The 23,524-nt window shown below is 59.1% G+C and carries 24 protein-coding genes; 22 read left to right on the top strand and 2 right to left on the bottom strand.

Features of this window, described 5'->3' with window-relative positions:
• Positions 1 to 265: 265 nt before the first annotated feature.
• From HX823_RS24435 to HX823_RS24395, 9 genes are all read left to right on the top strand, one after another.
• On the top strand, positions 266 to 1,786 hold the full coding sequence (locus tag HX823_RS24435; RefSeq protein WP_016978566.1) for an aldehyde dehydrogenase family protein: 1,521 nt from the start codon (positions 266 to 268) through the stop codon (positions 1,784 to 1,786).
• Between the two features lie 209 nt (positions 1,787 to 1,995).
• Positions 1,996 to 3,429, top strand: coding sequence for an ethanolamine permease (gene eat / locus HX823_RS24430; protein WP_016978565.1), 1,434 nt, complete (start codon positions 1,996 to 1,998; stop codon positions 3,427 to 3,429).
• 52 nt (positions 3,430 to 3,481) lie between these two features.
• Positions 3,482 to 4,876 (top strand): ethanolamine ammonia-lyase subunit EutB, encoded by a 1,395-nt coding sequence (locus HX823_RS24425; protein WP_028618091.1) that lies wholly within the window; start codon positions 3,482 to 3,484, stop codon positions 4,874 to 4,876.
• The gene (gene eutC / locus HX823_RS24420) at positions 4,873 to 5,706 is read left to right on the top strand and encodes an ethanolamine ammonia-lyase subunit EutC (RefSeq protein WP_038846326.1); all 834 of its coding nucleotides are present in this window, start codon (positions 4,873 to 4,875) and stop codon (positions 5,704 to 5,706) included. The genes HX823_RS24425 and eutC overlap by 4 nt, the downstream gene beginning before the upstream one ends.
• A gap of 92 nt (positions 5,707 to 5,798) precedes the next feature.
• Positions 5,799 to 6,257 carry an N-acetyltransferase gene (locus HX823_RS24415; RefSeq protein ID WP_038846327.1) on the top strand — a complete coding sequence of 153 codons (459 nt, stop codon included), beginning with the start codon at positions 5,799 to 5,801 and terminating at the stop codon, positions 6,255 to 6,257.
• Positions 6,258 to 6,511: 254 nt separating this feature from the next.
• Positions 6,512 to 7,168 carry a DedA family protein gene (locus HX823_RS24410; protein WP_033898377.1) on the top strand — a complete coding sequence of 219 codons (657 nt, stop codon included), beginning with the start codon at positions 6,512 to 6,514 and terminating at the stop codon, positions 7,166 to 7,168.
• Positions 7,169 to 7,174: 6 nt separating this feature from the next.
• A complete protein-coding gene (locus tag HX823_RS24405) occupies positions 7,175 to 7,990 on the top strand; it encodes a zinc-dependent peptidase (RefSeq protein WP_038850068.1) in 816 nt (271 codons plus the stop codon).
• 109 nt (positions 7,991 to 8,099) lie between these two features.
• Entirely contained in the window at positions 8,100 to 8,627 is a 528-nt protein-coding gene (ppa, locus tag HX823_RS24400) for an inorganic diphosphatase (protein WP_003219382.1), read from the top strand.
• 214 nt (positions 8,628 to 8,841) lie between these two features.
• On the top strand, positions 8,842 to 9,618 hold the full coding sequence (locus tag HX823_RS24395) for a helix-turn-helix transcriptional regulator (RefSeq protein WP_177077100.1): 777 nt from the start codon (positions 8,842 to 8,844) through the stop codon (positions 9,616 to 9,618).
• Between the two features lie 273 nt (positions 9,619 to 9,891).
• Here HX823_RS24395 and HX823_RS24390 read toward each other — a convergent pair whose 3' ends face one another.
• Complete coding sequence (locus HX823_RS24390; protein WP_177077098.1) at positions 9,892 to 10,128, bottom strand: hypothetical protein; 237 nt, start codon at positions 10,126 to 10,128, stop codon at positions 9,892 to 9,894.
• Between the two features lie 644 nt (positions 10,129 to 10,772).
• Between HX823_RS24390 and HX823_RS24385 the strand changes: the two genes are divergently transcribed.
• The 9 genes from HX823_RS24385 to HX823_RS24345 all read left to right on the top strand — a co-directional run bounded on the left by HX823_RS24385 (position 10,773) and on the right by HX823_RS24345 (position 19,761).
• Positions 10,773 to 12,107, top strand: coding sequence for an amino acid permease (locus tag HX823_RS24385; RefSeq protein WP_235165497.1), 1,335 nt, complete (start codon positions 10,773 to 10,775; stop codon positions 12,105 to 12,107).
• Complete coding sequence (locus tag HX823_RS24380; protein WP_256350242.1) at positions 12,100 to 13,362, top strand: aspartate aminotransferase family protein; 1,263 nt, start codon at positions 12,100 to 12,102, stop codon at positions 13,360 to 13,362. Before HX823_RS24385 ends, HX823_RS24380 begins: the two co-directional genes overlap by 8 nt.
• Before the next feature lie 74 nt (positions 13,363 to 13,436).
• Positions 13,437 to 14,165: a TetR/AcrR family transcriptional regulator C-terminal domain-containing protein gene (locus HX823_RS24375; RefSeq protein ID WP_177077094.1), complete on the top strand. Its 729-nt coding sequence runs from the start codon at positions 13,437 to 13,439 to the stop codon at positions 14,163 to 14,165.
• A 118-nt stretch (positions 14,166 to 14,283) separates the two neighbouring features.
• Entirely contained in the window at positions 14,284 to 16,281 is a 1,998-nt protein-coding gene (locus tag HX823_RS24370) for an acetoacetate--CoA ligase (protein WP_177077092.1), read from the top strand.
• Positions 16,278 to 17,456, top strand: coding sequence for a thiolase domain-containing protein (locus tag HX823_RS24365; protein ID WP_038850078.1), 1,179 nt, complete (start codon positions 16,278 to 16,280; stop codon positions 17,454 to 17,456). Before HX823_RS24370 ends, HX823_RS24365 begins: the two co-directional genes overlap by 4 nt.
• Before the next feature lies 1 nt (position 17,457).
• Positions 17,458 to 17,838, top strand: a complete 381-nt coding sequence (locus tag HX823_RS24360) for a Zn-ribbon domain-containing OB-fold protein (protein WP_177077090.1) — start codon at positions 17,458 to 17,460, stop codon at positions 17,836 to 17,838.
• 110 nt (positions 17,839 to 17,948) lie between these two features.
• Entirely contained in the window at positions 17,949 to 18,581 is a 633-nt protein-coding gene (ycaC, locus tag HX823_RS24355; protein WP_016978556.1) for an isochorismate family cysteine hydrolase YcaC, read from the top strand.
• A gap of 149 nt (positions 18,582 to 18,730) precedes the next feature.
• Positions 18,731 to 19,297, top strand: coding sequence for a hypothetical protein (locus HX823_RS24350; protein WP_038850082.1), 567 nt, complete (start codon positions 18,731 to 18,733; stop codon positions 19,295 to 19,297).
• 29 nt (positions 19,298 to 19,326) lie between these two features.
• Positions 19,327 to 19,761 (top strand): hypothetical protein, encoded by a 435-nt coding sequence (locus HX823_RS24345; RefSeq protein ID WP_038850084.1) that lies wholly within the window; start codon positions 19,327 to 19,329, stop codon positions 19,759 to 19,761.
• Positions 19,762 to 19,776: 15 nt separating this feature from the next.
• Here HX823_RS24345 and HX823_RS24340 read toward each other — a convergent pair whose 3' ends face one another.
• The gene (locus HX823_RS24340) at positions 19,777 to 20,808 is read right to left on the bottom strand and encodes a YhcG family protein (protein ID WP_177077088.1); all 1,032 of its coding nucleotides are present in this window, start codon (positions 20,806 to 20,808) and stop codon (positions 19,777 to 19,779) included.
• A gap of 186 nt (positions 20,809 to 20,994) precedes the next feature.
• Here HX823_RS24340 and HX823_RS24335 point away from each other — a divergent pair, with 186 nt between their 5' ends.
• The 4 genes from HX823_RS24335 (at position 20,995) to HX823_RS24320 (ending at position 23,455) form a co-directional block, all read left to right on the top strand.
• Positions 20,995 to 21,639, top strand: coding sequence for an NAD(P)H-dependent oxidoreductase (locus tag HX823_RS24335; RefSeq protein ID WP_177077086.1), 645 nt, complete (start codon positions 20,995 to 20,997; stop codon positions 21,637 to 21,639).
• Positions 21,578 to 21,946 (top strand): MerR family transcriptional regulator, encoded by a 369-nt coding sequence (locus tag HX823_RS24330; protein WP_177004219.1) that lies wholly within the window; start codon positions 21,578 to 21,580, stop codon positions 21,944 to 21,946. Before HX823_RS24335 ends, HX823_RS24330 begins: the two co-directional genes overlap by 62 nt.
• A 70-nt stretch (positions 21,947 to 22,016) precedes the next feature.
• Positions 22,017 to 22,526: an RNA polymerase sigma factor gene (locus HX823_RS24325; protein ID WP_051421997.1), complete on the top strand. Its 510-nt coding sequence runs from the start codon at positions 22,017 to 22,019 to the stop codon at positions 22,524 to 22,526.
• Complete coding sequence (locus tag HX823_RS24320; RefSeq protein ID WP_033897949.1) at positions 22,523 to 23,455, top strand: FecR family protein; 933 nt, start codon at positions 22,523 to 22,525, stop codon at positions 23,453 to 23,455. The genes HX823_RS24325 and HX823_RS24320 overlap by 4 nt, the downstream gene beginning before the upstream one ends.
• Positions 23,456 to 23,524 lie beyond the last annotated feature (69 nt).

Raw genomic sequence — 23,524 nt, 5'->3', positions numbered from 1 at the left:
ATTCTCCCTGCGTGAGAACCACCAGCATCCCCCAGCCCTCCAGGCAATGCAATCCCGGAGCGACTCACCGGTCACAGGCTGTACCGTTTGTGGCACAAACTGTCACACCGGGTGTATCGAGCTTGCCACAGCAACGCCTTGCTACAAAGCCTAACCCCTTGATTTGCCTGGCCAGCAAGGCGGTGGCCCAACCTTTGCTCTACGCTTTATCAAGCGCTTGCTGCGCTGCGCTCCCAATAAACATAAAAGCCAGGAGATACCCACCATGCGTTACGCACACCCCGGTACTGAAGGCGCCATCGTTTCGTTCAAAGCCAAGTACGGCAACTACATCGGTGGCGAGTTCGTTGCGCCGGTCGATGGCAACTATTTCACCAACACCTCGCCGGTCAACGGCAAGGCAATTGCCGAATTCCCGCGCTCCACCGCCAAAGACATCGACAAGGCCCTGGACGCCGCCCATGCCGCCGCCGACGCCTGGGGCAAGACCTCGGCCCAGGACCGTTCGCTGGTCCTGCTGAAAATCGCCGACCGCATCGAACAGAACCTCGAACTGCTGGCCATCACCGAAACCTGGGACAACGGCAAGGCCGTGCGTGAAACCCTCAACGCCGACATCCCACTGGCCGCCGACCACTTCCGCTACTTCGCCGGCTGCATCCGCGCCCAGGAAGGCACCAGCGCCGAAATCAACGAACACACCGCGTCCTACCACTTCCATGAACCGCTGGGCGTGGTCGGCCAGATCATCCCGTGGAACTTCCCGATCCTGATGGCCGCGTGGAAACTCGCCCCGGCCCTGGCCGCCGGTAACTGCGTGGTGCTCAAGCCCGCCGAGCAAACCCCGCTGGGCATCACCGTGTTGCTGGAGGTGATCGGTGACCTGTTGCCACCTGGCGTATTGAACGTGGTTCAAGGTTTCGGCAAAGAAGCCGGCGAAGCCCTCGCCACCAGCAAGCGCATCGCCAAGATTGCCTTCACTGGCTCGACGCCCGTGGGCTCGCACATCATGCATGCGGCGGCCGAGAACATCATTCCGTCGACAGTGGAACTGGGCGGCAAATCGCCGAACATCTTCTTCGCCGACATCATGAAAGCCGAGCCGTCCTTTATCGAGAAAGCCGCCGAAGGGTTGGTGCTGGCGTTCTTCAACCAGGGCGAAGTGTGCACCTGTCCTTCCCGTGCGCTGGTAGAGGAGTCGATCTACGACGACTTCATGAAAGTCGTGATGAAGAAAATCGAGTCGATCAAACGCGGCGACCCGCTGGACACCGACACCATGGTCGGCGCCCAGGCGTCCGAGCAGCAATTCGACAAGATCCTGTCCTACCTGGAAATCGCCAAGGGCGAAGGCGCGCAACTGCTGACCGGCGGCAAGGTCGAGAAGCTCACCGGTGACATGGCCGGCGGCTATTACATCCAGCCGACCCTGCTCAAGGGCACCAACGAAATGCGCGTGTTCCAGGAAGAAATCTTCGGCCCGGTGGTGAGCATCACCACCTTCAAGGACGAAGCCGAAGCCCTGGCGATCGCCAACGACACCGAGTTCGGCCTGGGCGCCGGCGTGTGGACCCGCGACATCAACCGCGCCTACCGCATGGGCCGCGCAATCAAGGCGGGCCGCGTGTGGACCAACTGCTACCACCTGTACCCGGCGCATGCCGCGTTTGGCGGTTACAAAAAGTCCGGCGTGGGGCGTGAAACGCACAAGATGATGTTGGATCACTACCAGCAGACTAAAAACTTGCTGGTGAGTTACGACATTAATCCATTGGGCTTTTTCTAACTGACACCCCGCCCTCACAGTTGAAATGCAATTAAAAATGTGGGAGCGGGCTTGCTCGCGAAAGCGGTGTAACAGTCAATGATTTATTAACTGACCCACTGCTTTCGCGAGCAAGCCCGCTCCCACATTTAGATCTTCATAAGTACTTGCGAATTGCATTCGGCACAAAGAGGCCGAGTTAAAACAATAACAACGGAAGGTACTTTTCCATGTCTAGCGAACCTACAAGTTCATCTGTCGACTTCGAAAAAGTCGACTCCCAATACTTCCAACAACGCGAACTTAAAAAAGGCGCCGCCGGCTGGGTGTTGCTGGTCGGCCTCGGCGTTGCCTACGTGATCTCCGGCGACTACGCCGGCTGGAACTTCGGCCTGGCCCAAGGTGGCTGGGGCGGGATGTTCCTTGCCACCTTATTGATGGCCACCATGTACCTGTGCATGTGTTTTTCCCTGGCCGAACTGTCTTCCATGATTCCCACCGCTGGCGGCGGCTACGGCTTTGCCCGCAGCGCCTTTGGCCCTTGGGGCGGGTTCCTCACGGGCACCGCCATTCTGATCGAATACGCCATCGCCCCTGCCGCTATTGCAGTGTTTATCGGCGCGTACTGCGAATCGCTGTTTGGCATTGGCGGCTGGATGATTTACCTGGCGTTCTACATCATCTTTATCGGCATCCACATCTTTGGCGTGGGCGAAGCCCTGAAGTTGATGTTCGTGATCACCGCCGTTGCCGCAATCGCGCTGGGTGTGTTCCTGGTGGCGATGGTGCCGCACTTCAATGTCGCCAACCTGCTGGACATTCCGGTGACTGAAGCCAAGGGCGCCAGCACCTTCCTGCCGTTTGGCTATGTCGGTGTGTGGGCCGCAATTCCTTATGCCATCTGGTTCTTCCTGGCCGTTGAGGGTGTGCCCCTGGCCGCCGAAGAAACCAAGAACCCGAAACGCGACCTGCCGCGTGGCCTGATCGGCGCCATTGTGGTGCTGACCAGTTTTGCCCTGTTGATCCTGGTGATCGCACCGGGCGGCGCCGGCACTTACGCATTGATCAAATCCGGCAACCCACTGGTTGAAGCATTGGCGCTGTCCTACGGCGGTTCCACCTGGATGGGCAGTTTCGTGAACCTGGTGGGGCTTGCTGGCCTGATCGCGAGCTTTTTCTCGATCATCTACGCCTATTCGCGGCAGATCTTCGCACTGTCCCGTGCTGGCTACCTGCCGCGCAAACTGTCTCAGACCAACAAGAGCAAGGCACCCGTGTTGGCCTTGGTGATCCCCGGCATCATCGGCTTCGGCTTGTCGCTGACCGGCCAGGGTGACCTGCTGATTCTGGTGGCGGTGTTTGGCGCAACCATTTCCTACGTGCTGATGATGGCCGCGCACATCACCCTGCGCATCCGTCGCCCCAAAATGGACCGTCCGTACCGCACGCCGGGCGGTATCTTCACCTCCGGCGTTGCGCTGGTGCTGGCCTGTGTGGCCGTGGTGGCGGGCTTTCTGGTGGATCCGCGGGTGGTGATTGGCGCCGCGATCATCTATGGAGTATTAATTGCTTACTTTGCTTTCTACAGCCGGCATCACTTGGTAGCAGGCACGCCCGAAGAGGAATTCGCGGCGATCCAGGCCGCAGAGGCCGCCCTGCACTAACTGCCGTAAACCTCGACGCGGGCAGTTGCTCGCGTCGCCAAGGAGACACTGTATGGCAAGCTTTTCCCACGCGGTGGGTGCACAAACCTATCGCTTCGACAGCCTCAAGGACGTGATGGCCAAGGCCAGCCCCGCGCGTTCCGGGGACTTCCTCGCCGGCGTCGCCGCACAGAACGACGGTGAGCGCGTGGCGGCGCAGATGGCGCTGGCAAATATCCCGCTGAAGCATTTCCTGCAAGAAGTGCTGATCCCCTACGAAAGCGACGAAGTCACCCGCCTGATCATCGACACCCACGATAAACAGGCGTTTGCCGCCGTCAGCCATCTGACCGTCGGCGGTCTGCGTGACTGGCTGCTCAGCGACGCGGCCGACGAACATTCCCTACGCGCCTTGGCGCCAGGTCTGACACCAGAGATGGCCGCCGCCGTGTCCAAGATCATGCGCGTGCAGGACCTGGTACTGGTGGCGCAGAAGATCCGCGTGGTTACGCAATTTCGCGGCACTATGGGCCTGCGCGGGCGTTTATCCACACGCCTGCAACCCAACCATCCGACAGACGAGCCGGCCGGTATCGCCGCGAGCATTCTGGATGGCCTGTTGTACGGCAATGGCGACGCGATGATCGGCATCAACCCGGCCACCGACAGCATCGCCTCGATCTGCGCCATGCTGGAGATGCTCGACGCGATCATCCAGCGCTACGAAATTCCGACCCAGGCCTGCGTGCTGACCCACGTCACCACCTCCATCGAGGCCATCAACCGTGGCGTGCCGCTGGACCTGGTGTTCCAGTCGATCGCAGGCACCGAGGCGGCCAACGCCAGTTTCGGCATCAGCCTGAGCGTGCTGCAGGAAGGTTATGAAGCAGGGTTGAGCCTCAATCGCGGCACCTTGGGCCAGAATTTGATGTATTTCGAAACCGGCCAGGGCAGCGCCTTGTCGGCCAACGCGCACTTTGGCGTCGACCAACAAACCTGCGAGACCCGCGCCTACGCGGTAGCCCGACATTTCAAGCCGTTTCTGGTGAATACCGTCGTAGGATTTATCGGTCCGGAGTACCTGTACAACGGCAAGCAGATCATCCGCGCCGGCCTCGAAGACCACTTCTGCGGCAAGCTGCTCGGCGTGCCCATGGGTTGCGACATCTGCTACACCAACCACGCCGAAGCCGACCAGGACGACATGGACACCCTGCTGACCCTGCTGGGCGTGGCCGGGATCAACTTCATCATGGGCATCCCCGGTTCCGACGACATCATGCTCAATTACCAGACCACCTCGTTCCACGACGCGCTCTATGCCCGGCAAACATTGGGTTTAAAACCGGCGCCGGAATTCGAACAGTGGCTGGCAAAAATGGGCATCTTCACGCAAGCCGACGGCAAGGTGCACTTCGGCAACAGCCTGCCACCGGCCTTTCGCCAAGCCTTGGCGCAACTGGGATGAAGGAGCCGCCTGTGCAACTCGACCTGCCTGACAACCCCTGGCTGGAACTGCGCCGCCTGACCCCGGCGCGCATTGCCCTGGGCCGAACCGGCACCAGCATTCCCACCAACGCGCAGTTGGACTTTCAATTTGCCCACGCCCAGGCGCGCGACGCGGTGCATTTGCCCTTTGACCACGCGGGCCTCAGCAGCCAGCTGGCCGAACGCGGGCGTGACACACTGTTGCTGCACAGCGCGGCTGCCGACCGCCACAGCTACCTGCAACGCCCGGACCTGGGGCGGCGTCTGAGTGATGAATCCGCCCAAGCGCTGCGCGACCATGCGTCAGCCAACCCCGGCGGCGTGGATTTAGCCGTGGTAGTAGCCGATGGTTTATCGGCCCTGGCCGTGCATAAACACACCTTGCCGTTTCTGACACGCATGGAAGAACAAACCCACGCCGAAGGCTGGTCGTTGTCGCCGGTCATTCTGGTGGAACAAGGCCGGGTGGCGGTGGCGGATGAAATCGGGCAATTGCTCGGCGCCAAGATGGTGGTGATCCTGATCGGCGAACGGCCGGGGCTCAGTTCACCGGACAGCCTGGGGTTGTATTTCACCTACAACCCCAAGGTCGGCCTCACCGACGCCTATCGCAATTGCATCTCCAATGTGCGCCTGGAAGGCCTGAGCTATGGCATGGCGGCCCATCGTTTGCTGTACTTGATGCGAGAGGCGTGTCGTCGGCAGCTGTCGGGGGTCAATCTCAAGGACGAGGCGCAGGTCCAGACCATCGAATCGGATGATCCGGACCTGATGAAAGGCAATTTCCTGCTCAGCTCACCGGATGACTGATCGCTGCACGATTGCGCTTTTTCGCGCCATTAGGCAGCATCGAGTCACGGCCGCTTGTGTGGTCATCCCCCATTTGGAAGTTGAGGCCTGGCATGCGGATTACTCAAGCGACCCTGGAACACCTGGACCTGTTGACCCCATTGTTCGTCAAATACCGCGAGTTCTACGGGGCCTTGCCCTTCCCGGATTCATCGCGGGACTTCCTGGAAAAGCGCCTGCGCCGCAAGGAATCGGTGATTTACCTGGCCCTGGCGGATGATGACGACAAAAAACTGTTGGGCTTTTGCCAGCTGTACCCGAGCTTTTCGTCGTTGTCGCTCAAGCGGGTGTGGATCCTCAATGACATCTACGTGGCTGAAGACGCACGCCGGCAACTGGTGGCGGATAACCTGATGCGCACGGCCAAGAAGATGGCCAAGGAGACCCACGCGGTGCGGCTGCGGGTGTCGACCAGCAGCGACAATGAAGTGGCACAAAAGACCTACGAGTCGATTGGGTTTCGCGAAGACACGGAGTTCAAGAACTACACACTGCCCATCAGCGAAGACTGAGCCCCGACAACACCAAAAATCCCTTGTGGGAGCGGGCTTGCTCGCGAAGGCGAGCAAGCCCGCTCCCACATTTAGATCGTGTACGCCAGAGAAACCACGACATCCCCCGCTACAAAACCAACACGCTTTTCACCTCTCAATCCGTATAATGCGGACCTTTCAGGGTTGTAAGAATTGCGGCATACACTTGTAGCCTTATTACCCGAGCTTCCGCACAGGCCTGCTGAGCCGGGCCATTCACACAGGTGCCATCCATGGATTTCAACCCGCTTGACCTTATCCTGCATCTCGACGTCTACCTCGACCTGCTGGTAACCAATTACGGTCCGTGGATCTACGCCATTCTGTTTCTGGTCATCTTTTGCGAAACCGGCCTGGTGGTCATGCCGTTTCTGCCGGGTGACTCGTTGCTGTTCATTGCCGGCGCCGTGGCCGCGGGCGGCGGCATGGACCCGGTGCTGCTCGGCGGCCTGTTGATGCTGGCGGCGATCCTGGGCGACAGCACCAACTACGTGATCGGGCGAACGGTCGGCGAACGCTTGTTCAACAACCCGAACTCGAAAATCTTCCGTCGCGACTACCTGCAAAAAACCCACGATTTCTACGACAAGCACGGTGGCAAAACCGTGACCCTGGCGCGCTTCCTGCCCATCCTGCGTACCTTCGCACCGTTCGTGGCGGGTATCGCCAAGATGCCTTACCCACGCTTCTTCGGCTTCAGCGTATTCGGCACCATCCTCTGGGTCGGCGGCCTGGTGACCCTGGGTTACTTCTTCGGCAACGTGCCCTTTATCAAGAAAAACCTGTCGCTGCTGGTGGTGTTCATCATCCTGCTGTCGCTGGTGCCGATGATCATTGGTGTGTTCCGCAGCCGCTTTGGCCGCGCGTCCTCCGAAGCCAAGCCGCAGTAACCGGATATGTGGTCCCTCAGCGCCTGGCGTCGCCGGCGCTTGCTGGCCAAGCACCCGATTGCCGATGAAACCTGGCAGCGGGTGCGCCATCACCTGACCTTCCTCGACGGCATCAGCGCCGAGCAGGACCAGTGGCTGCGCGAAGCCTGCGTGATGTTCCTCGCCGAAAAGCACCTGACTGCCCTGCCCGGCGTCGAGCTGCATCAGGAACAACGCCTGCTGCTCGCCGCCCAGGCGCAATTGCCGCTGATGAACCTGGGTGACCTCGACTGGTACCAGGGTTTCCATGAAATCGTGCTGTACCCCGACGACTTCGTCAGCCCGCAGCGCCATCGCGACAGCAGCGGCATCGAGCACGAATGGGACGGCGAACACAGCGGCGAAGCCTGGCAACAGGGCCCGGTGATCCTCGCCTGGCCCGGCGTGCTGGCCAGTGGCAATTGGGAGGGCTACAACCTGGTCATCCACGAACTGGCGCACAAGCTCGACATGCTCAACGGCGACGCCAACGGCCTGCCGCCGCTGCACAACGACATGCGCGTGCAGGAATGGGCCAGCGTGATGCAGACCGCCTACGACGACCTCAATCGCCAACTCGACGCCAACCCGGACGCCGAGACCGAGATCGACCCCTACGCCGCCGAAAACCCGGCTGAATTCTTTGCCGTCACCAGCGAATATTTTTTCAGCGCCCCGGATTTGCTGGTCAGCCATTATCCACAGGTGTACGCCCAACTCAGCCGCTTTTATCGTCAGGATCCCTTGGCCCGCCTCACCCAACTGCAAGCCAGCGACCCGCGTTATCAGCCACAAGGCGAATGACCGTACGACGTCTGGCGCATGGCATCGGCGTCAGAATGTGCCTATAATCGCCGCCACTTTTAGGCCAATCCGGCCATGTTTAATGGCCAATTAACGGGGGCAACGCCCAATGAGCTACAGCAAGATTCCGGCTGGCAAAGACCTGCCGAACGACATCTACGTCGCCATCGAGATTCCGGCCAACCACGCGCCGATCAAATACGAAATCGACAAAGACAGCGACTGCCTGTTCGTTGACCGTTTCATGGCCACCCCGATGTTCTACCCGGCCAACTACGGTTTCATCCCTAACACCCTGGCTGACGACGGTGACCCCCTCGACGTGCTGGTCGTAACCCCTTACCCGGTTACCCCAGGCTCGGTAATCCGCGCACGTCCGGTCGGCATCCTGAACATGACCGACGACGGCGGCGGCGATGCCAAAGTCATCGCAGTGCCACACGACAAGCTGTCCCAGCTGTACGTGGACGTGAAGGAATACACCGACCTGCCGCCGCTGTTGCTGGAGCAGATCAAACACTTCTTCGAGAACTACAAAGACCTCGAAAAAGGCAAATGGGTGAAGATCGACGGTTGGGGCAACGCAGACGCCGCCCGCGCCGAGATCCTGAAGTCGGTCGCTGCCTACAAAGGCTGATACCCGCTCCTCATTGCCCAGGCAATTGAAAAAGCCCCGATCATTCGGGGCTTTTTTTGTGGGAAAAATTAAACGGCAAGTTCAATTACTTATAGTAAATGTTTAATTTCGACATTAATCCGAAGTATCAGGCTACAACTAAGCAAAGACCTACATGACCCACTCAACGCATGGTTTATTTGATCTGTTGTCCCGGTCAGTAAGCTTTGTGTTTATGAATACATCAGGTGATCGTTTAAAAGCGCTACTGCGGGAAGTCCATCTTTCCGCCTCCGACTTCGCCAAGAACCGCGGCGTCACGCCTCAACACGTGAACAACTGGTTCAAGCGCGGTGTACCCATGGGCCGACTCAACGAGATCGCAGAACTGCTGTGCATCTCCAGCCGTTGGCTGCGCACCGGCGAAGGCCCCAAACACCCACCGGCCAACTTCCTGCTGGAAGGCCCGACCACCCGAAAAGGACTGCCCACCATCCGCGAAGGAAGCGGCAAATACCTCACAGGCCCCGCCTGTCTTCCAGAAAAAATCGACGTGGAGATCGACCTCCACCCCTCATTCACCTCCACCGAACGCATCCGCGTCACCCTGCACACCCTCCAAGCCCTCAACGTCAACCCCGACCGCGCCCTGGGCGCCTACATGGTCGACAACAGCATGATCGACATCATCCAACAAGGCGCCACCCTCGCCATCGACCGAGGCCGCACCCAAATCATCGACGGCGAAATCTACGCCGTCGAACACGACGGCATGCTGCGCATCAAATACCTCTACAACCGACCCGGCGGCGGATTGCGCATGCGTAGCCACAATGCCAACGAGCATCCGGACGAGTACCTGACGTACGAGCAACGGTTCGAGCAGAACTTCCAGATTGTGGGCTGGGTATTCTGGTGGTCCACCCTGAATAACCGCCGCCCGCCCGTACCGCTGGATGAGCATTTGTTGGGTTGGGAAGGCTCTAAATCGGATCCAGAGGTGGGCAACTGAAGTGAATGTGGGTATCATGCGCCGCACATTTGGCAGGGGGTGGCGAAGGCTATCCACCCTGCTTGGCGATGCGGAGGAGTTCCCGCTGATGCCCCTACTATTCAGCCCGACGCAATGTGGGCTGAGCGATTTGAAGGCTGGTGAGGTTTGTCAAAAACAAGCTGAAGCAGTCAGCGAGAAGCCGGCCACAAGCCGGCTTTTTAATGCCTGAAAATATCCCAAGTCAATTGTCCAACAGGCTGCTGGACAATTGAATGACCCAAAGCGGACCGCTTAGCTAGGCTGCATACACTCCACAGCCCGATCCGCCACCATCTTCGCCATCTCCACCAAATGCATCACCGCCCTCTGCGGCGCACCCAGGGGTTCCCCGAGCACCTGCGACGTCGCCACCGCACATTGCAGCAACTCCGCCACACGCACCCAGGCATCCTCAAAGCTCAGTTCTTCATTAACGACAAATGGGTTGGGTGCGCGCGACGATGATAAATCCGAAACAACTTTATCCATAGCAAACCTCCAATCGATAATTTGGAGCTGCCACTTCCCGCGACTAAACAAAAGGCGGCAGCTGTACGCAGGTTAGTCGACCGGTCGATTGGAAACCCGGCGCACCCGGAGGTGCCCTGCGCACAGCCACCATAAGATGCAGGCGAAAGGGTGCCTGACTTATGAGTTGCTCATACGCCAATCGAATCCGGGCGACTAAACCCGATCACTGAATAAGCAGTGACGATCCCCAGCCTAGTCACCCATCCCCGCTGGCGCAATGCGCTGGGGATTCTCTCGGAAACGTCCTGCAAATGAAAGGGATGTGCCCTGCTGGCTCTTGAAAATCAGGCCGTTCCCGCCTTTGGGTTCCCCCCACACACCTGTGTTCCCAGGTGACACTCACCCCGCTCTCCTACACAAAATGAACATCAAGAAAACTTTCTTACACGCATATCTAAACAAGTCATTTAAACCCCGATTCTTCGCGGCCTCTCCTCGATGGCCCAAAACCTGCTTATTGCACACCGTACAATAAAACCGGCCCAAGCCGGACCATCACCCACAACCACTGCGCAACGCAGTACGGGGGAATGCTGATGTCCACAACACCGCTTCACTCTTCCAACCATGGCTTGGCGCGATCGCTTAAAGAGCGCCATGTGATGTTGATCGCAATCGGCGGAATTATCGGGGCCGGTTTGTTTTTGGGGTCGGGCAAAGCGATTGCCACGGCGGGGCCGGCATTGTTGCTGGCGTATGCGTTGTGTGGGGGGATGGTTTATCTGATTGCGCGGGCGTTGGGGGAGTTGTCGTTGTATCGGCCCAGCAGTGGGTCGTTTGCGACCTATGCGGAGGAGTTTTTGGGGCCGCGAGTGGCGTTTATCACGGGGTGGTCGTATTGGATGATCTGGATTCTGGTGGGGGTGCTGGAGGTGACCGGGATCGGGGTGTTGATGAAGTATTGGTTTCCGGAGTTGCCGCAGTGGATTCCGGCATTGGTCACTGTTGGGGTGTTGATGGTGATCAATCTGTTTGCGGTGAAGACCTTCGGCGAGGTGGAGTTCTGGCTGGCGTTGATCAAGGTGTTGACGATTGTCGGGCTGATTGGGGCGGGGTTGGTGATTCTGCTGTTTGGGCTGGAGACGTCGGCGCAGACGACACCCTCGGTGGCCAATCTCTGGCAGCACGGTGGGTTTTTTCCGAATGGCTGGAGTGGGTTTTGGTTTGCGGTGCCTGTCGCCGCTTTTACCTTTGCGGGCATTGAAGTAGTCGGTCTGGTCGCGGCGGAAACGGCGGAGCCGCAGCGCACGTTGCCCCGTGCGATCAATAGCATTTTGTGGCGGATGGCGATTTTTTACCTGGGGTCGACGGCGGTGATCATGGCGCTGTATCCGTGGAATCAGATCGATACGTCGCAAAGCCCGTTTGTGATGGTGTTCGACAGCATCGGGCTGGGGATGGCGGCTGGGTTGATCAATTTTGTGGTGATCAGCGCGTTGGCGTCTTCCTGTAATACCGGGCTGTTTGCCACCAGCCGAATGTTATTTGCACTGTCACATATTCAGCAGGCGCCGCGTCAGTTGCGGGTGTTGAGCCCGCGCCAGGTACCGGCTCGGTGCTTGATGGTGTCGACTGCGATTTTGCTGGTGGGGGTGCTACTTAATTACCTGATTCCGGAGCGCATTTTCAGCTTGTTGATCACCGGCATTCTGGGCCTGTTGATTTGGGTATGGGTGGTGATTATCACCGCGCATATGGCTTATCGCCGCAAGGTGCAGCGCAATGGCTTGGCGCAGGTGCATTACCGTTTGCCCTGGCCCAAGGTCAGCAGTGTCTTGGTGCTGGGTTACCTGGGTGTGCTGACGGTGTTGGTGATCCGCGACCCGGAAACGCGGGCGGCGTTTTATGTTGCGGCGGCGTGGTTCGGGTTGTTGATGCTGGTGTATCCGAAACGTGCGGCGCTGAAGAAGGGGGTGGGTGATGCCTGGAATGCTTGAGCTGGAACATTGCATTCAACGGTACATCCAGGCCAATCCCAACAGTGCACGTCAACTGGATTGGGCGGCGCGGGTGATGCCAGGGGGTAACACCCGCTCGGTGCTGTTTTACGAGCCGTTTCCGTTGGTGATGACGGGCGGCAATGGGTGCTTTCTCGACGATCTGGACGGGCACCGTTATGTCGACTTTTTGGCCGAATACACGGCGGCGTTGTATGGGCACTCTCATCCGGTGATCATCCATGCGCTGTCAGAAGCGATGGCGAACGGGTTGAACCTGAGCGCACACACAGAACTGGAAGCGCGGTTGGCGACGCTGATTGTGGAACGCTTCAGTTGCATTGAGCAGGTGCGCTTTACCAACTCCGGCACCGAGGCGAATCTGCTCGCACTGGCAGCGGCAAAAGCCTACACGGGGCGCAACGGCGTCATCGCGTTCAACGGCGGTTACCATGGTGGCGTGTTAAGTTTTGCCGGGACGAGCACAGCGATGAATGTGCCGCATCGGGTGTACCTGGCTGACTATAACGACCTGGAGAGCGTCGAGCGTTTGCTGCGTGAGCATGTCGACATCGCGGCCATCCTGGTAGAGCCGATGCTCGGTGCAGGCGGGTGTATTTGCGCAGAGCCGGGTTTTCTCAAAGGCCTAAGGGAAAGGAGCCAGGCCCACGGTTCACTGCTGATCTTCGACGAAGTGATGACCTCGCGCCTTGGCCCCGGTGGCCTGCAGGAAAAACTCGGCATCACGCCCGACCTGATCACCCTGGGCAAATACATCGGCGGCGGCATGCCGTGCGGTGTCCTCGGTGGGCGACGGGACATCATGGGGCAGTTCGACCCGCGTCACGGGTGCCTCTCCCATGCGGGCACGTTCAACAACAATGTGCTGACCATGGCAGCGGGTCTCGCCGGATTGGAGCAGGTGTATACCCGCGAAGCCGCATTGGACCTGAATGCTCGAGGCGACAAGCTACGCGGACAGCTCAATCAAGCACTGGCCCCCATGGCGATGCAATTTACCGGACAAGGTTCGGTGATGAATCTGCATCCCACGGGCTTACTCATCCGTCGGCCCTCGGATATTCCAACGGAACGAAACGACCTACGCGACCTGTTCTTCTTTCACCTGCTCGAATGTGGGATCTATAGCGCACGCCGTGGTTTATTTGCGCTGAGCTTGCCACTGACTGAGCGCGAACTAAGCAGGCTGACATCGGCCACACAAGCATTTGCCGAGCGCTACGGAGGAAGTTGACACCGCCCCGGCAGAGCGACAGCGAATCGGTGAACCGCTATCCTTTCGCCGTCGCTCAACCGGAACCCACAACAATGACCAGCAAAACCGCAAACCCTCGGGGCAGGCGCAAGAAGACCACTGGCGAAGACGCGAAAAGCCCATTGAACAGAGACACCATCATCGCCGCCGCGCTGGCGCTGATCGATCGCGATGGCCTGGACAAATGCAGCCTGCGCAACCTGGCCAGCAGTCTTGGGGTGTACCCGACGGCGATCTATTGGTACGTCTCGTCGCGGGAGTTGTTGTTGAGCGAAGTGTTGGCCAAAGTCCTCGAAGATGTCGCCCCAGCGCGTCAGGAACGTTGGCAAGACTACCTGCGTGCGGCGATGGTCAACTGCCATGACGCCGTGCACCAGCACCCGAATATCGCGCCGTTGTTGGGGTCGCAATTGGTGTCCAATTCCAGCACTGACTTCAAGTTGGTCGAAGGCGTGTTGGCGGCCCTGCAACAGGCGGGTTTCAGCGGCCCTTCCCTGGTCGGTGCCTACAATACGTTCATTGCCGCGCTTGCCGGTTTCACCACGTTGGAGTACGCGCCATTGCCGGAAAACACCGAGGCATGGCAGCACCAGGTGCAGGAAAACCTGCGTGCCGTCGACGCCGAAAAACACCCCACTCTCGCGCAGAATATGGACCAGTTGAGCAATCGCGGTTTCAGCCTGCGCTGGCAAAATGGGGTGGACGCGGCGCTTGATGAGAGCTTCACGTTTTACGTCGATACCCTCCTCTGCGGCCTGGAAACCCAAGCCTTGCGCTGCTGAAAATTCGTACAACAAAACCAGAAACGCCACTAATTGTACGATGTACAGCTTATCGCTACAGTCCGCCACGCAAGAGCACCCATGACTCGAATAACAAAAACGTCAGAGGTCTTTTATCGTGGCAACTGCATTCGACAACGTGGTCCAGGGCCAACTGCTCTGGCTGCCCTCCCCTGAACACCTTCAACACGCCCGACTCACGCATTATCTGGATTGGCTGAGGCGCGAGCGCGGGCTCAGGTTTGCCGACTATCAAGGCCTATGGCAGTGGTCGGTCGATAAACCGGAAGCCTTCTGGCAGTCGATCTGGGATCACTTTCAGGTGCAGGCCAGCAGCCCACATCAGGCAGTGCTGGGTGATCGAGCAATGCCCGGTGCGCAGTGGTTTCCCGGCGCACGCTTGAACTTTGCCGAGCATATTCTGCGCAATGAGCAGGACGGTGACGCGCTGCTCTACGTGAATGAAACCACCGGCCTGCAAGGCTTGCCCTGGAGTGAATTCGCCGACCAAGTGCGCAGGCTGGCGACCTATCTACGCGAGTCGGGCGTCGTGCCGGGTGACCGGGTGGTGGCTTACCTGCCGAACATCCCCGAGGCGATGATCGCGCTGTGTGCGTGTGCTTGCATCGGTGCTGTCTGGGCCAGTTGCTCACCGGATTTCGGCGCAGAGGGCGTGTTGGACCGGGTGCAACAATTGTCGCCCAAGGTGCTGTTGGCGGTGGATGGATATCGCTATGGCGACAAGGTGTTTGACCGGCGAGAGCAGGTACGGCATATCGCCCGCGAGCTGAAGAGTATCGAGCAAATCATTGTGTTGCCGGCACTGTTTCCCGATGACCCGCTGATGCTCGCGAACGCCATCGGCTGGCCTACGTTGCAGCAACGTCCGACGGTGCCCGCCGCCGATTTCCATTGCGAGCAACTGCCTTTCGATCATCCGCTCTGGGTGCTGTTTTCTTCCGGCACGACCGGACTACCCAAAGCCATCGTGCAGAGCCATGGTGGCATTCTGCTGGAGCAGCTGAAGGCCCTGCATCTGCACCTGGATTTTCGCCCCGGTGATGCCGCATTCATCTTCACCACCACGGGCTGGATGATGTGGAACACCTTGTTCAGCGCGTTGCTCTGCGGGGTGCGGCCGGTGCTGTACGACGGCCGTCCCACTTGGCCGAATATCGATACGCTGTGGCAAATTCTGCAAGACAGTCGCGCCAGTTTTTTCGGCACCAGCCCAACCTATATCGAATTGATGAAGCGTCACGACGTGGTGCCTCGGGAGCGCTTTGACCTGGGCGCGCTACGCACCGTCATGCCCGTGGGCTCGCCGGTTTCGCCACAGTGCAACGCCTGGTTTTATCGCCACCTCAAGGCCGATGTGTGGGTGACCACGGGCAGCGGTGGCACGGATATTTGCACCGGCCTGGTGAGTGGCGTGCCCACGCTGCCGGTGTATGCCGGGGAGATCCAGGCGCAAGCCTTGGGGGTGGATGCCCATGCGTTTGATGAACAGGGCCGGGCGGTGATTGATCAAGTGGGCGAGTTGGTGGTGACGTCACCGATGCCGTCGATGCCGGTGTATTTCTGGAATGATCCGGGGGATGAGCGTTACCGCGACAGCTATTTCCAACCCTGGCCTGGCGTGTGGCGTCATGGGGATTTTTTCCTGCTCAATGCCCGCGGAGGCTGCCAGGTGCTCGGGCGTTCGGATGCGACGCTGAATCGCTTTGGGGTGCGGATCGGCACGGCAGAGATCTACCGGGCGCTGGAGCCGATAGAGGAAATCGACGATGCCCTGATCGTGAATCTGGATCTGCCCGAGGGTGGTTTCTTCATGCCGCTATTTATCCAACTGCACCCTGGTGCCGTGCTGGACGAAGCATTCCGCCAACGCGTGTGTGAGTGCTTGCGGCAGGCTTGTACGCCCCGGCATGTGCCGGACCAGATCATCGCAGTGCCGCTGATTCCGCTGACGCTTACCGGTAAAAAAATGGAAGTGCCTGTGCGCCGAATCCTGATGGGCCACGACCCGCAAAGCGTCGCCAACCCCAGCGCCATGCGCGATCCACAGGCGCTGGCGTTTTTTATCGAATACGCCAACCGCAGGTGCCAATCATGAAGGGCAAAGCCTTTGTTGTCGGCGCTTATGAACATCCCACACGTCATGCGGTGGATCGCTCTCTCGCGCAACTGCATGCGGATGTGGCCCGAGGCGCCTTGGCGGATGCGGGGCTTAGCCTCAGCGATGTGGACGGTTACTTCTGTGCAGGTGACGTACCCGGTTGGGACGCACCCGGCGTAGGACCTTTCTCCATGGTCGAATACCTAGGCATACAACCCCGGCACCTGGAGACTACAGAAAGCTGGGGCTCTTCCTACCTTCATCACGTCGCCCAAGCCACCCGCGCCATTGCCGACGGGCGTTGCACCGTGGCCCTGATCACCCAGGCCGGCCGCCCACGCGCCGAGCGCCAGCGACCGGATACCAGTCACCTCGATCAACCGCAAACCACCTGCGAAGCGCCCTTTGAAATGCCATACGGCGCCGCCGTGACCAACCTCTACGCGATGTGCGCCATGCGCCATCAGTACGAACACGGCACCACCGCCGAGCAACTGGCCTGGATCAAAGTCGCGGCATCGCACCATGCCCAGCACAATCCCCAGGCGATGTTGCGCAAGATTGTGACGGTGGAGGATGTGTTGAGCTCGCCGTTGATCGCAGCGCCCTTGCGACGGCTGGATTGCTGCGTGATCAGCGATGGCGGTGGCGCGCTGGTGGTGGTGCATCCGTCCATCGCGCGCGCCCTCAAGCGGCCGTTGATTACACCGATTGGCGCCGGTTATTCGATCAGCCATTTGAACGGCGGCTATTTCGACCTGCTGTCTTCCGGTGCGGTGAAGTCGGGTGCCGATGCGTTCGCCGAAGCACGGCTCAAACCCGGGGATATCCGCTACGCCTCGCTGTACGACAGCTTCACCATCACTGTCCTGATCCAGCTGGAAAACCTCGGTTTCTGCGCACCTGGTCAGGGCGGCGCCTTTGTTGCCGACGGCAAATTGATCAGCGGCGTGGGTCCGCTGGCAATCAACACCGACGGCGGTGGGCTGTGCAACAACCATCCTGGCAATCGCGGCGGCATGGCCCGGCTGATAGAAGCGGTGCGGCAACTCCGTGGAGAAGCTCACCCGGCGGTGCAACGGCCCGACTGCGCGCTGGCCCTGGCCCACGGCACCGGGGGTTTGCTGGGCTCACGGCACGGCAGCGCGACGCTTATTCTGGAGCGCCTTTGATATGCACCTGACCTCACCGCACATCACCCCCGAAAGCGCACCGTTCTGGGAGGCCGCCAACCGCGAACAGCTACTGCTGCGCCGCTGCCTCGACACCGGCAAGCCGTATTTCTACCCCCGCGACCACAGCCCGTTTACTGGCAGCGCCCACACCGATTGGATCGTCGCCAGCGGCAACGCCACCTTGTACAGCTTCAGCTACAGCGGGCGGAACCATGAGACGTATTGCATCGCCTACGTAACGCTCGACGAAAGGCCAACAATATTATCGGTTGTCCAGTGCGACGAGCCACGACAGTTACGCATCGGCCAACGGCTCAAAGTGGCCTTCGCACCGACGCCGAACGGGCAAAAAACACCTGTGTTCACATTGTCTCCTTAGGGTTGACGGTAAGACACACCGCAGACGATTTATCACCCCATGCTCACCCATTAATCTGTGCCCATGTTGAACGCAACGCCCAACCAACCTAAACAAAAAAGGATTCAACCATGAGCACTGCAACCTACAACCGCCTCAACAAAGACGACGCCATTGTTCTGCTGGTCGACCACCAGACCGGCCTGATTTCCCTGGTGCAGGACTTCTCGCCCAACGAGTTCAAGAACAACGTGCTGGCCCTGGCCGACCTGGCCAAGTTCTTCAACCTGCCGACCATCCTCACCACCAGCTTCGAGCAAGGCCCCAACGGCCCGCTGGTGCCAGAATTGAAAGAGATGTTTCCGGACGCGCCGTACATCGCCCGCCCAGGCCAGATCAACGCATGGGACAACGAAGACTTCGTCAAGGCGATCAAGGCCACCGGCCGCAAGCAGATCATCATTGCCGGTGTGGTGACGGATGTGTGCGTGGCGTTCCCGACTTTGTCGGCGCTGGCGGAAGGGTTTGAGGTGTTTGTGGTGACCGATGCGTCAGGCACGTTCAATACCACGGTGCAGCAGGCGGCGTGGAGCCGGATGACGCAAGCGGGTGCGCAGTTGATGAACTGGTTCTCGGTGGCGTGTGAGTTGCACCGCGACTGGCGCAACGATATCGAAGGCCTGGGGAACCTGTTGTCCCAGCGCATTCCCAACTATCGCAACTTGATGAATGGTTACTCGGCGTTGACGGCGCGTAAGGACTAACTCAACCGCTGCACACACTAAGCCTGCCTTGAAACGCAGGCTTTTTTGGTTAACTAGCAATGCGCCATTAGCACACTCGCCCTAATTGTGACGGCACCGCCTCACCACTAAAGTCCTTCGCTTATTTCGAGCCTCAAGGAAGGACGCTATTGAATACCTTAACCAAAGTCGGGCGCTGCCTGGCACTGTTGCCCGTCTTGCTGACCAGCACACCGTCGGTATTGGCCGATGAAGAAACACCGATCGGCGACTGGTCGATCATCTACGGCAGCGGCCGAGCGCATAAAAATGTGATGTATGTGGCCGACCGTACCTCCGTGGTGCCCTCGAACCACAACAAGGGTGCGAAGCTGGTGGCTGTCACGGTGGTGTATGAAGAACCGGGCAAGCCGATGATCGATGTGTACAACATCGAGGTGCAGTGTTCCACGCGCAAGTTGCGCTTTCTCAACGGCCAGTCGGTCGCACCATTTTCCTACACCCTTACGCACTTGAAAGTCTCCAACACGTGGCAGACGCCGAAGGAATTCTGGCTCGATCGCACGCTCGCGTATGTCTGCGAACCGGGCAAGAGTAAGGACACCATCGCCATGGGCAAGATGACCCACCTGCAGATGATCCAGACCACCAAAGCGATGTTCCAGCAATTGGGGCCGACTCAGGAAAAAAGCCAGATGATCGATGACCTCGACGACATGCTGGGCAACAAGCGCTGAGTCACACTCACCTACAAGAAGGATTCACCATGCCTACATGGACAAGGCTGTTACTGGCTGGGCTTTTGTTGCCTGCCGTACTGTTTATCAGTGGGTGCCACCTGATTGCGCAGTCACGCTGGGAAGGTCGTGACGTGCAAGAGGCGCTGGATTTATTCGGCAAACCCGACTCGATGAAGAAGCAGAATGCACCCAATGGCGACACGCAGGTGGTGATGACTTGGCACAAGTCCTCTTCATGGACGACCACTGAAGCCGCCGGAACTTCAATGAATCACACCGGAAACGGGATGGTGTATACGGAGTATTATCAGCAGGTCGGGCACAGTTCGGATTGCAAGCTGGAAGCCACGGTGGATAAAACGAAGAAGATCGTGCTGTTCAGGATTGAAGATGGCCGGATCCTGCATGGCAAGTGCCTGAATGTGCCATTTGTGCCGGGTTATATTCCGCCGGGGTTTTGAGGCTGTCAGTCGGTTTTAACCCGCCAGCTCACGCTCGATCTGCTCGATGCTTGGCAGGCTGGTTCGCAGTTCTGCGGGCAACGACTCCACCAGTTGATATTCCGCCACGCCAATCGGTCGATTGTTATCGCGCAACGCATATTCGGCGACGACTTCGTTCTTGCTCTTGCACAACAGCAGGCCGATGGTGGGCCCATCTTGTGGATGTTTAAGCTGGGCATCGACGGCAGCCAGATAAAAGCTCAGCTTCCCCAGATGCTCGGGTTTGAACTTGCCGGCTTTCAGTTCGATGACCACGTAGCAGCGTAGCTTCACGTGATAGAACAGCAGGTCGACAAAGAACTCATCGCCCCCGACATCCAGCAGCACTTGCTGGCCGACAAAGGCGAAACCGGCGCCCAGCTCCAACAAAAAGTCGGTGACGTGCTTGATCAAGGCGTTTTCTATGTCGCGCTCCTGCGCGTCCAGGGCCAGGCTGAGGAAGTCAAAACGGTAAGGGTCTTTCAGCGACTCACGCGCCAGGTCGGATTGCGGTTTGGGCAGGTGGGTCTCGAAGTTGCTGACGGCCTTGCCACTGCGCTCCAGCAGGCGGTTTTCGATTTGCATCACCAGCGAGTTACGCGACCAGTTGTTTTCAATTGCCTGGGTGATGTACCAGCGGCGGGTTTCGGGGCCGGGGAGTTTGTCCAGTAATGCCAGATGGTGGTACCAAGGCAATTGTGCAAGCACCTCTTGCACAAATTCAGCATCTGGCCACGCCTCGGCAAAAGCCCGCATGTACTTGAGATTACGCGGCGAAAAACCCTTCATTCGTGGAAAGGCCGCACGCAGATCCTGGGCAAGTCGATCTATGACTTTGCTGCCCCAGCCCTGCTCCGCCTGGCGGGTCAAAATGTCGTGGCCGATCTGCCAATAGAGCAACACCAATTCCCGATTCACTGCCAGTGTTGCGCGCTGCTGCGCCGCATGAATACGGCCTTTCAGGTCGGTCAGCCAGTCACTGTAGCCCGCGGGTGGTGCGGTCAAGCCGATACAGGGTTCGCTCATGCCATGTCACTCTGGAGTTTTGAGGCAGGCTAGTCAGGCGCACTGACTGTCACAAGGGGCGAAGGTCGTTCCAGGAAGGACCCCTCAATAACTACAGAAACGTCCTGCTGGCCATTGCGGACTACTGACTTGACTCTCCCCTATACAGCAGCCTTTACCCTGGAACGCCCTGTTCAGGACCTCCCCATGACCCCGCGTACCCTGGTGATCCTCGGCCATCCTTGCGCCTCCAGCTTTTGTTCAGCCCTGGCCAATACCTACATCCAGGCCGCAGAAATCGCCGGCCATGAAGTACGCGTCCTACGTTTAGGTGACCTGGCTTTCGACCCCACCCTTCATCATGGTTACACCCAGATTCAGCCGCTGGAACCCGACCTGCTCAGCGCGCAAGCCGACATTCTCTGGGCCACTCACCTGACATTGGTGTTTCCAATCTGGTGGGGTGGCATCCCGGCCCTGATGAAGGGCTTTATAGACCGAATATTCCTACCCGGCTTTGCCTTTAAATACCATGCAGGCAAGGCCTTCCCTGACAAGCTGCTAATGGGCCGTACCGCGCATTTGTTGGTGACCCTGGACACGCCGCCATGGTATTACCGATGGTTCTACCGCATGCCGGGCATCCACCAGATGCGCAAGACCACCCTGGCGTTTTGTGGCATCAAGCCAATCAAGACGCTGCTGTTCGGCCCGGTGCTGGGCTCTACACCGGAGCAGCGGAAAAAGTGGCTGAAGCAAGCCGGCGCACTCTTGGGAAAAGGGAGTTTTCATGTACATCGGCAAAGCCGCGCAGTTGTCGGGCACGACCATCAAGGCGATTCGTCACTATGAAGCCATCGGACTGTTGCCTGCGCCGCAGCGTTTAGGGCAGTACCGGGTGTATTCAGCCCAAAGCGTTGAACTGTTGATGTTTATCAAGTGCGCGCAGCAACTGGGTTTCAAGCTAAAGGAATTGCAGGCGATTCTGCAGGATCATCAAGGCGATGCATTGCCGTGGGACCGCGCAGACCAGGCCATTGCCAACAAGAAACATCAACTGGCCATGCAAATAGCCGAATTGCAGAAGATGCACGCCGGTTTGCAGGCATTTGAGGCGCAGTTGCAAACGGCGCATGGGCAGTGTGCCTTGAACACCTGACGTTCTTGCGACAATTTCTCATTAGCACTAACATCGCCTTCCCCTACTCCCCAGAGCGGCGTCCTCCGCCATGTCCGAAGACCCTGGCAATCGCAACCTCGGCCCGCTCTACCGCCGGCACCGTAGTGAGCTGCTGGCTTACCTCGCTCGCCGGGTCAACTGTCGCGAAACCGCCAACGATCTGCTGCAGGACGCGTTCATCCGCTTGATGAACAGCGAAGTGACCAAGATTGGTAATGTGCGCGCCTTTTTGTACCGTATTGCCAACAACCTGAGCATCGACCATGCGCGGCGAAACCGTGTGCGTGGCATCAATGACGAGCAGGATTTGCAGGATCTGGCGAGTGATGCCGATCCGCAAAGCAGTGCAATTGCCGGAAATACTCTGGAACATTTGCAGCGCTTGATCGATGGGCTACCCTCGCCCACACGGGAAGTGTTTCTGCTGGCCCGGGTCGAGCAGTTGAGTTACAAGGAGATCGCCATTCGCCTGGGCCTGGATGCCCGTGCGGTCGAGCGGCATTTGAACAAGGCCATGGCGCATTGCGCCGCTGTCCTGCACGCCAACGAGTCGCGATGAACAATCAGCCAAGCCCCTCGCCGTCCGAACGTGATCAGCAAGCGCTGGATTGGTGGACGCGCCTGCGTGGCGACCACGTCACGGCCCAGCAGCGCAACACGTTCGAGCTCTGGCGTGCGGACCCGTTGAATGCCAACGCCTATCAGAATGTGGAAACGCTCTGGAAACTACTGGAGCAGCCTGCACACGCGGTTCGGCGTCACGAGCGGCGTAAGCCGGTGCCGCGACGGGCGATCTATGCGGCGGCAGCCTGCCTGGTACTCGCGTTCGCCACAGTGATGTTGATGACACCGCCAATGAGTACCTGGGGCAGCGATTACGCCACGGCCACCGGGCAGCAACAAGACATTACCCTGGCTGACGGCTCACAGCTGCATCTGGACAGCGACAGCGCAGTCGACATCACGCTGACCAGCGATGAACGACGCGTGAACCTGTTGCGCGGTCGGGTGTTTCTGGACGTGAGTCACGACGGTCGCCCCTTTGTGGTTCGGGCTGGAAACACGCGGGTGAAGGTGTTGGGCACCGCGTTCTCCGTCAGTCACGGATCGGCCGAGGACGAGGTCACGCTGCTGCGCGGCCGCGTTGAAGTGATGGCTGGCGGCAGGCATCAGCCGCTGCAACCAGGCGAACAACTCAAGGTCATCAGTGGCCAGATCCAAGCGCCTCTTGCTGTCGACGCCGACCGCCTGCTGGCTTGGCGCGACGGCCAACTGCGGGTGCGCAATGCGCCGCTGCGCGAAGTGCTGGACGAGTTGATGCGTTACCAGGGCGGCCGCGTGATCTGGCTCGACGACCAGGCCGCGCAACGCCCTATCAGTGCCAGCTTCAATCTCAAGCAAATCGACAGTGCTCTCGACGCGTTGATCACCACGCATAAACTGCGCGCCACCTCCCTGACTCGCCGCATCCTGATCGTCCGCGGCTGAGGCCTTCGAAAAATTATTTACGCTGCCCACGGTAATTTGGATTTCTGCTGCGTCTCACCCCGCACTTAG

The sequence above is a fragment of the Pseudomonas sp. P7759 genome (assembly GCF_013386445.1).
In the GTDB taxonomy this organism is placed as follows: Bacteria; Pseudomonadota; Gammaproteobacteria; order Pseudomonadales; family Pseudomonadaceae; genus Aquipseudomonas; species Aquipseudomonas azotoformans_A.
Note: the sequence above shows the minus strand (reverse complement) of the source record. Positions and strands in the feature narration are given on the sequence as shown.

Excerpts from the sequence above, each read along its gene's own strand:
- ppa (WP_003219382.1), top strand. The coding sequence starts at position 8,100 with ATGAGCTACAGCAAGATTCCGGCTGGCAAAGACCTGCCGAACGACATC.
- ycaC (WP_016978556.1), top strand. The coding sequence starts at position 17,949 with ATGAGCACTGCAACCTACAACCGCCTCAACAAAGACGACGCCATTGTT.
- HX823_RS24385 (WP_235165497.1), top strand. The coding sequence starts at position 10,773 with ATGTTGATCGCAATCGGCGGAATTATCGGGGCCGGTTTGTTTTTGGGG.
- HX823_RS24425 (WP_028618091.1), top strand. The coding sequence starts at position 3,482 with ATGGCAAGCTTTTCCCACGCGGTGGGTGCACAAACCTATCGCTTCGAC.
- HX823_RS24410 (WP_033898377.1), top strand. The coding sequence starts at position 6,512 with ATGGATTTCAACCCGCTTGACCTTATCCTGCATCTCGACGTCTACCTC.
- HX823_RS24340 (WP_177077088.1), bottom strand. The coding sequence starts at position 20,808 with ATGAGCGAACCCTGTATCGGCTTGACCGCACCACCCGCGGGCTACAGT.
- eutC (WP_038846326.1), top strand. The coding sequence starts at position 4,873 with ATGAAGGAGCCGCCTGTGCAACTCGACCTGCCTGACAACCCCTGGCTG.
- HX823_RS24335 (WP_177077086.1), top strand. The coding sequence starts at position 20,995 with ATGACCCCGCGTACCCTGGTGATCCTCGGCCATCCTTGCGCCTCCAGC.
- HX823_RS24365 (WP_038850078.1), top strand. The coding sequence starts at position 16,278 with ATGAAGGGCAAAGCCTTTGTTGTCGGCGCTTATGAACATCCCACACGT.
- HX823_RS24345 (WP_038850084.1), top strand. The coding sequence starts at position 19,327 with ATGCCTACATGGACAAGGCTGTTACTGGCTGGGCTTTTGTTGCCTGCC.
- HX823_RS24415 (WP_038846327.1), top strand. The coding sequence starts at position 5,799 with ATGCGGATTACTCAAGCGACCCTGGAACACCTGGACCTGTTGACCCCA.
- HX823_RS24360 (WP_177077090.1), top strand. The coding sequence starts at position 17,458 with ATGCACCTGACCTCACCGCACATCACCCCCGAAAGCGCACCGTTCTGG.
- HX823_RS24325 (WP_051421997.1), top strand. The coding sequence starts at position 22,017 with ATGTCCGAAGACCCTGGCAATCGCAACCTCGGCCCGCTCTACCGCCGG.
- HX823_RS24435 (WP_016978566.1), top strand. The coding sequence starts at position 266 with ATGCGTTACGCACACCCCGGTACTGAAGGCGCCATCGTTTCGTTCAAA.
- HX823_RS24395 (WP_177077100.1), top strand. The coding sequence starts at position 8,842 with ATGAATACATCAGGTGATCGTTTAAAAGCGCTACTGCGGGAAGTCCAT.
- HX823_RS24320 (WP_033897949.1), top strand. The coding sequence starts at position 22,523 with ATGAACAATCAGCCAAGCCCCTCGCCGTCCGAACGTGATCAGCAAGCG.
- eat (WP_016978565.1), top strand. The coding sequence starts at position 1,996 with ATGTCTAGCGAACCTACAAGTTCATCTGTCGACTTCGAAAAAGTCGAC.
- HX823_RS24405 (WP_038850068.1), top strand. The coding sequence starts at position 7,175 with ATGTGGTCCCTCAGCGCCTGGCGTCGCCGGCGCTTGCTGGCCAAGCAC.
- HX823_RS24375 (WP_177077094.1), top strand. The coding sequence starts at position 13,437 with ATGACCAGCAAAACCGCAAACCCTCGGGGCAGGCGCAAGAAGACCACT.
- HX823_RS24390 (WP_177077098.1), bottom strand. The coding sequence starts at position 10,128 with ATGGATAAAGTTGTTTCGGATTTATCATCGTCGCGCGCACCCAACCCA.
- HX823_RS24330 (WP_177004219.1), top strand. The coding sequence starts at position 21,578 with ATGTACATCGGCAAAGCCGCGCAGTTGTCGGGCACGACCATCAAGGCG.
- HX823_RS24380 (WP_256350242.1), top strand. The coding sequence starts at position 12,100 with ATGCTTGAGCTGGAACATTGCATTCAACGGTACATCCAGGCCAATCCC.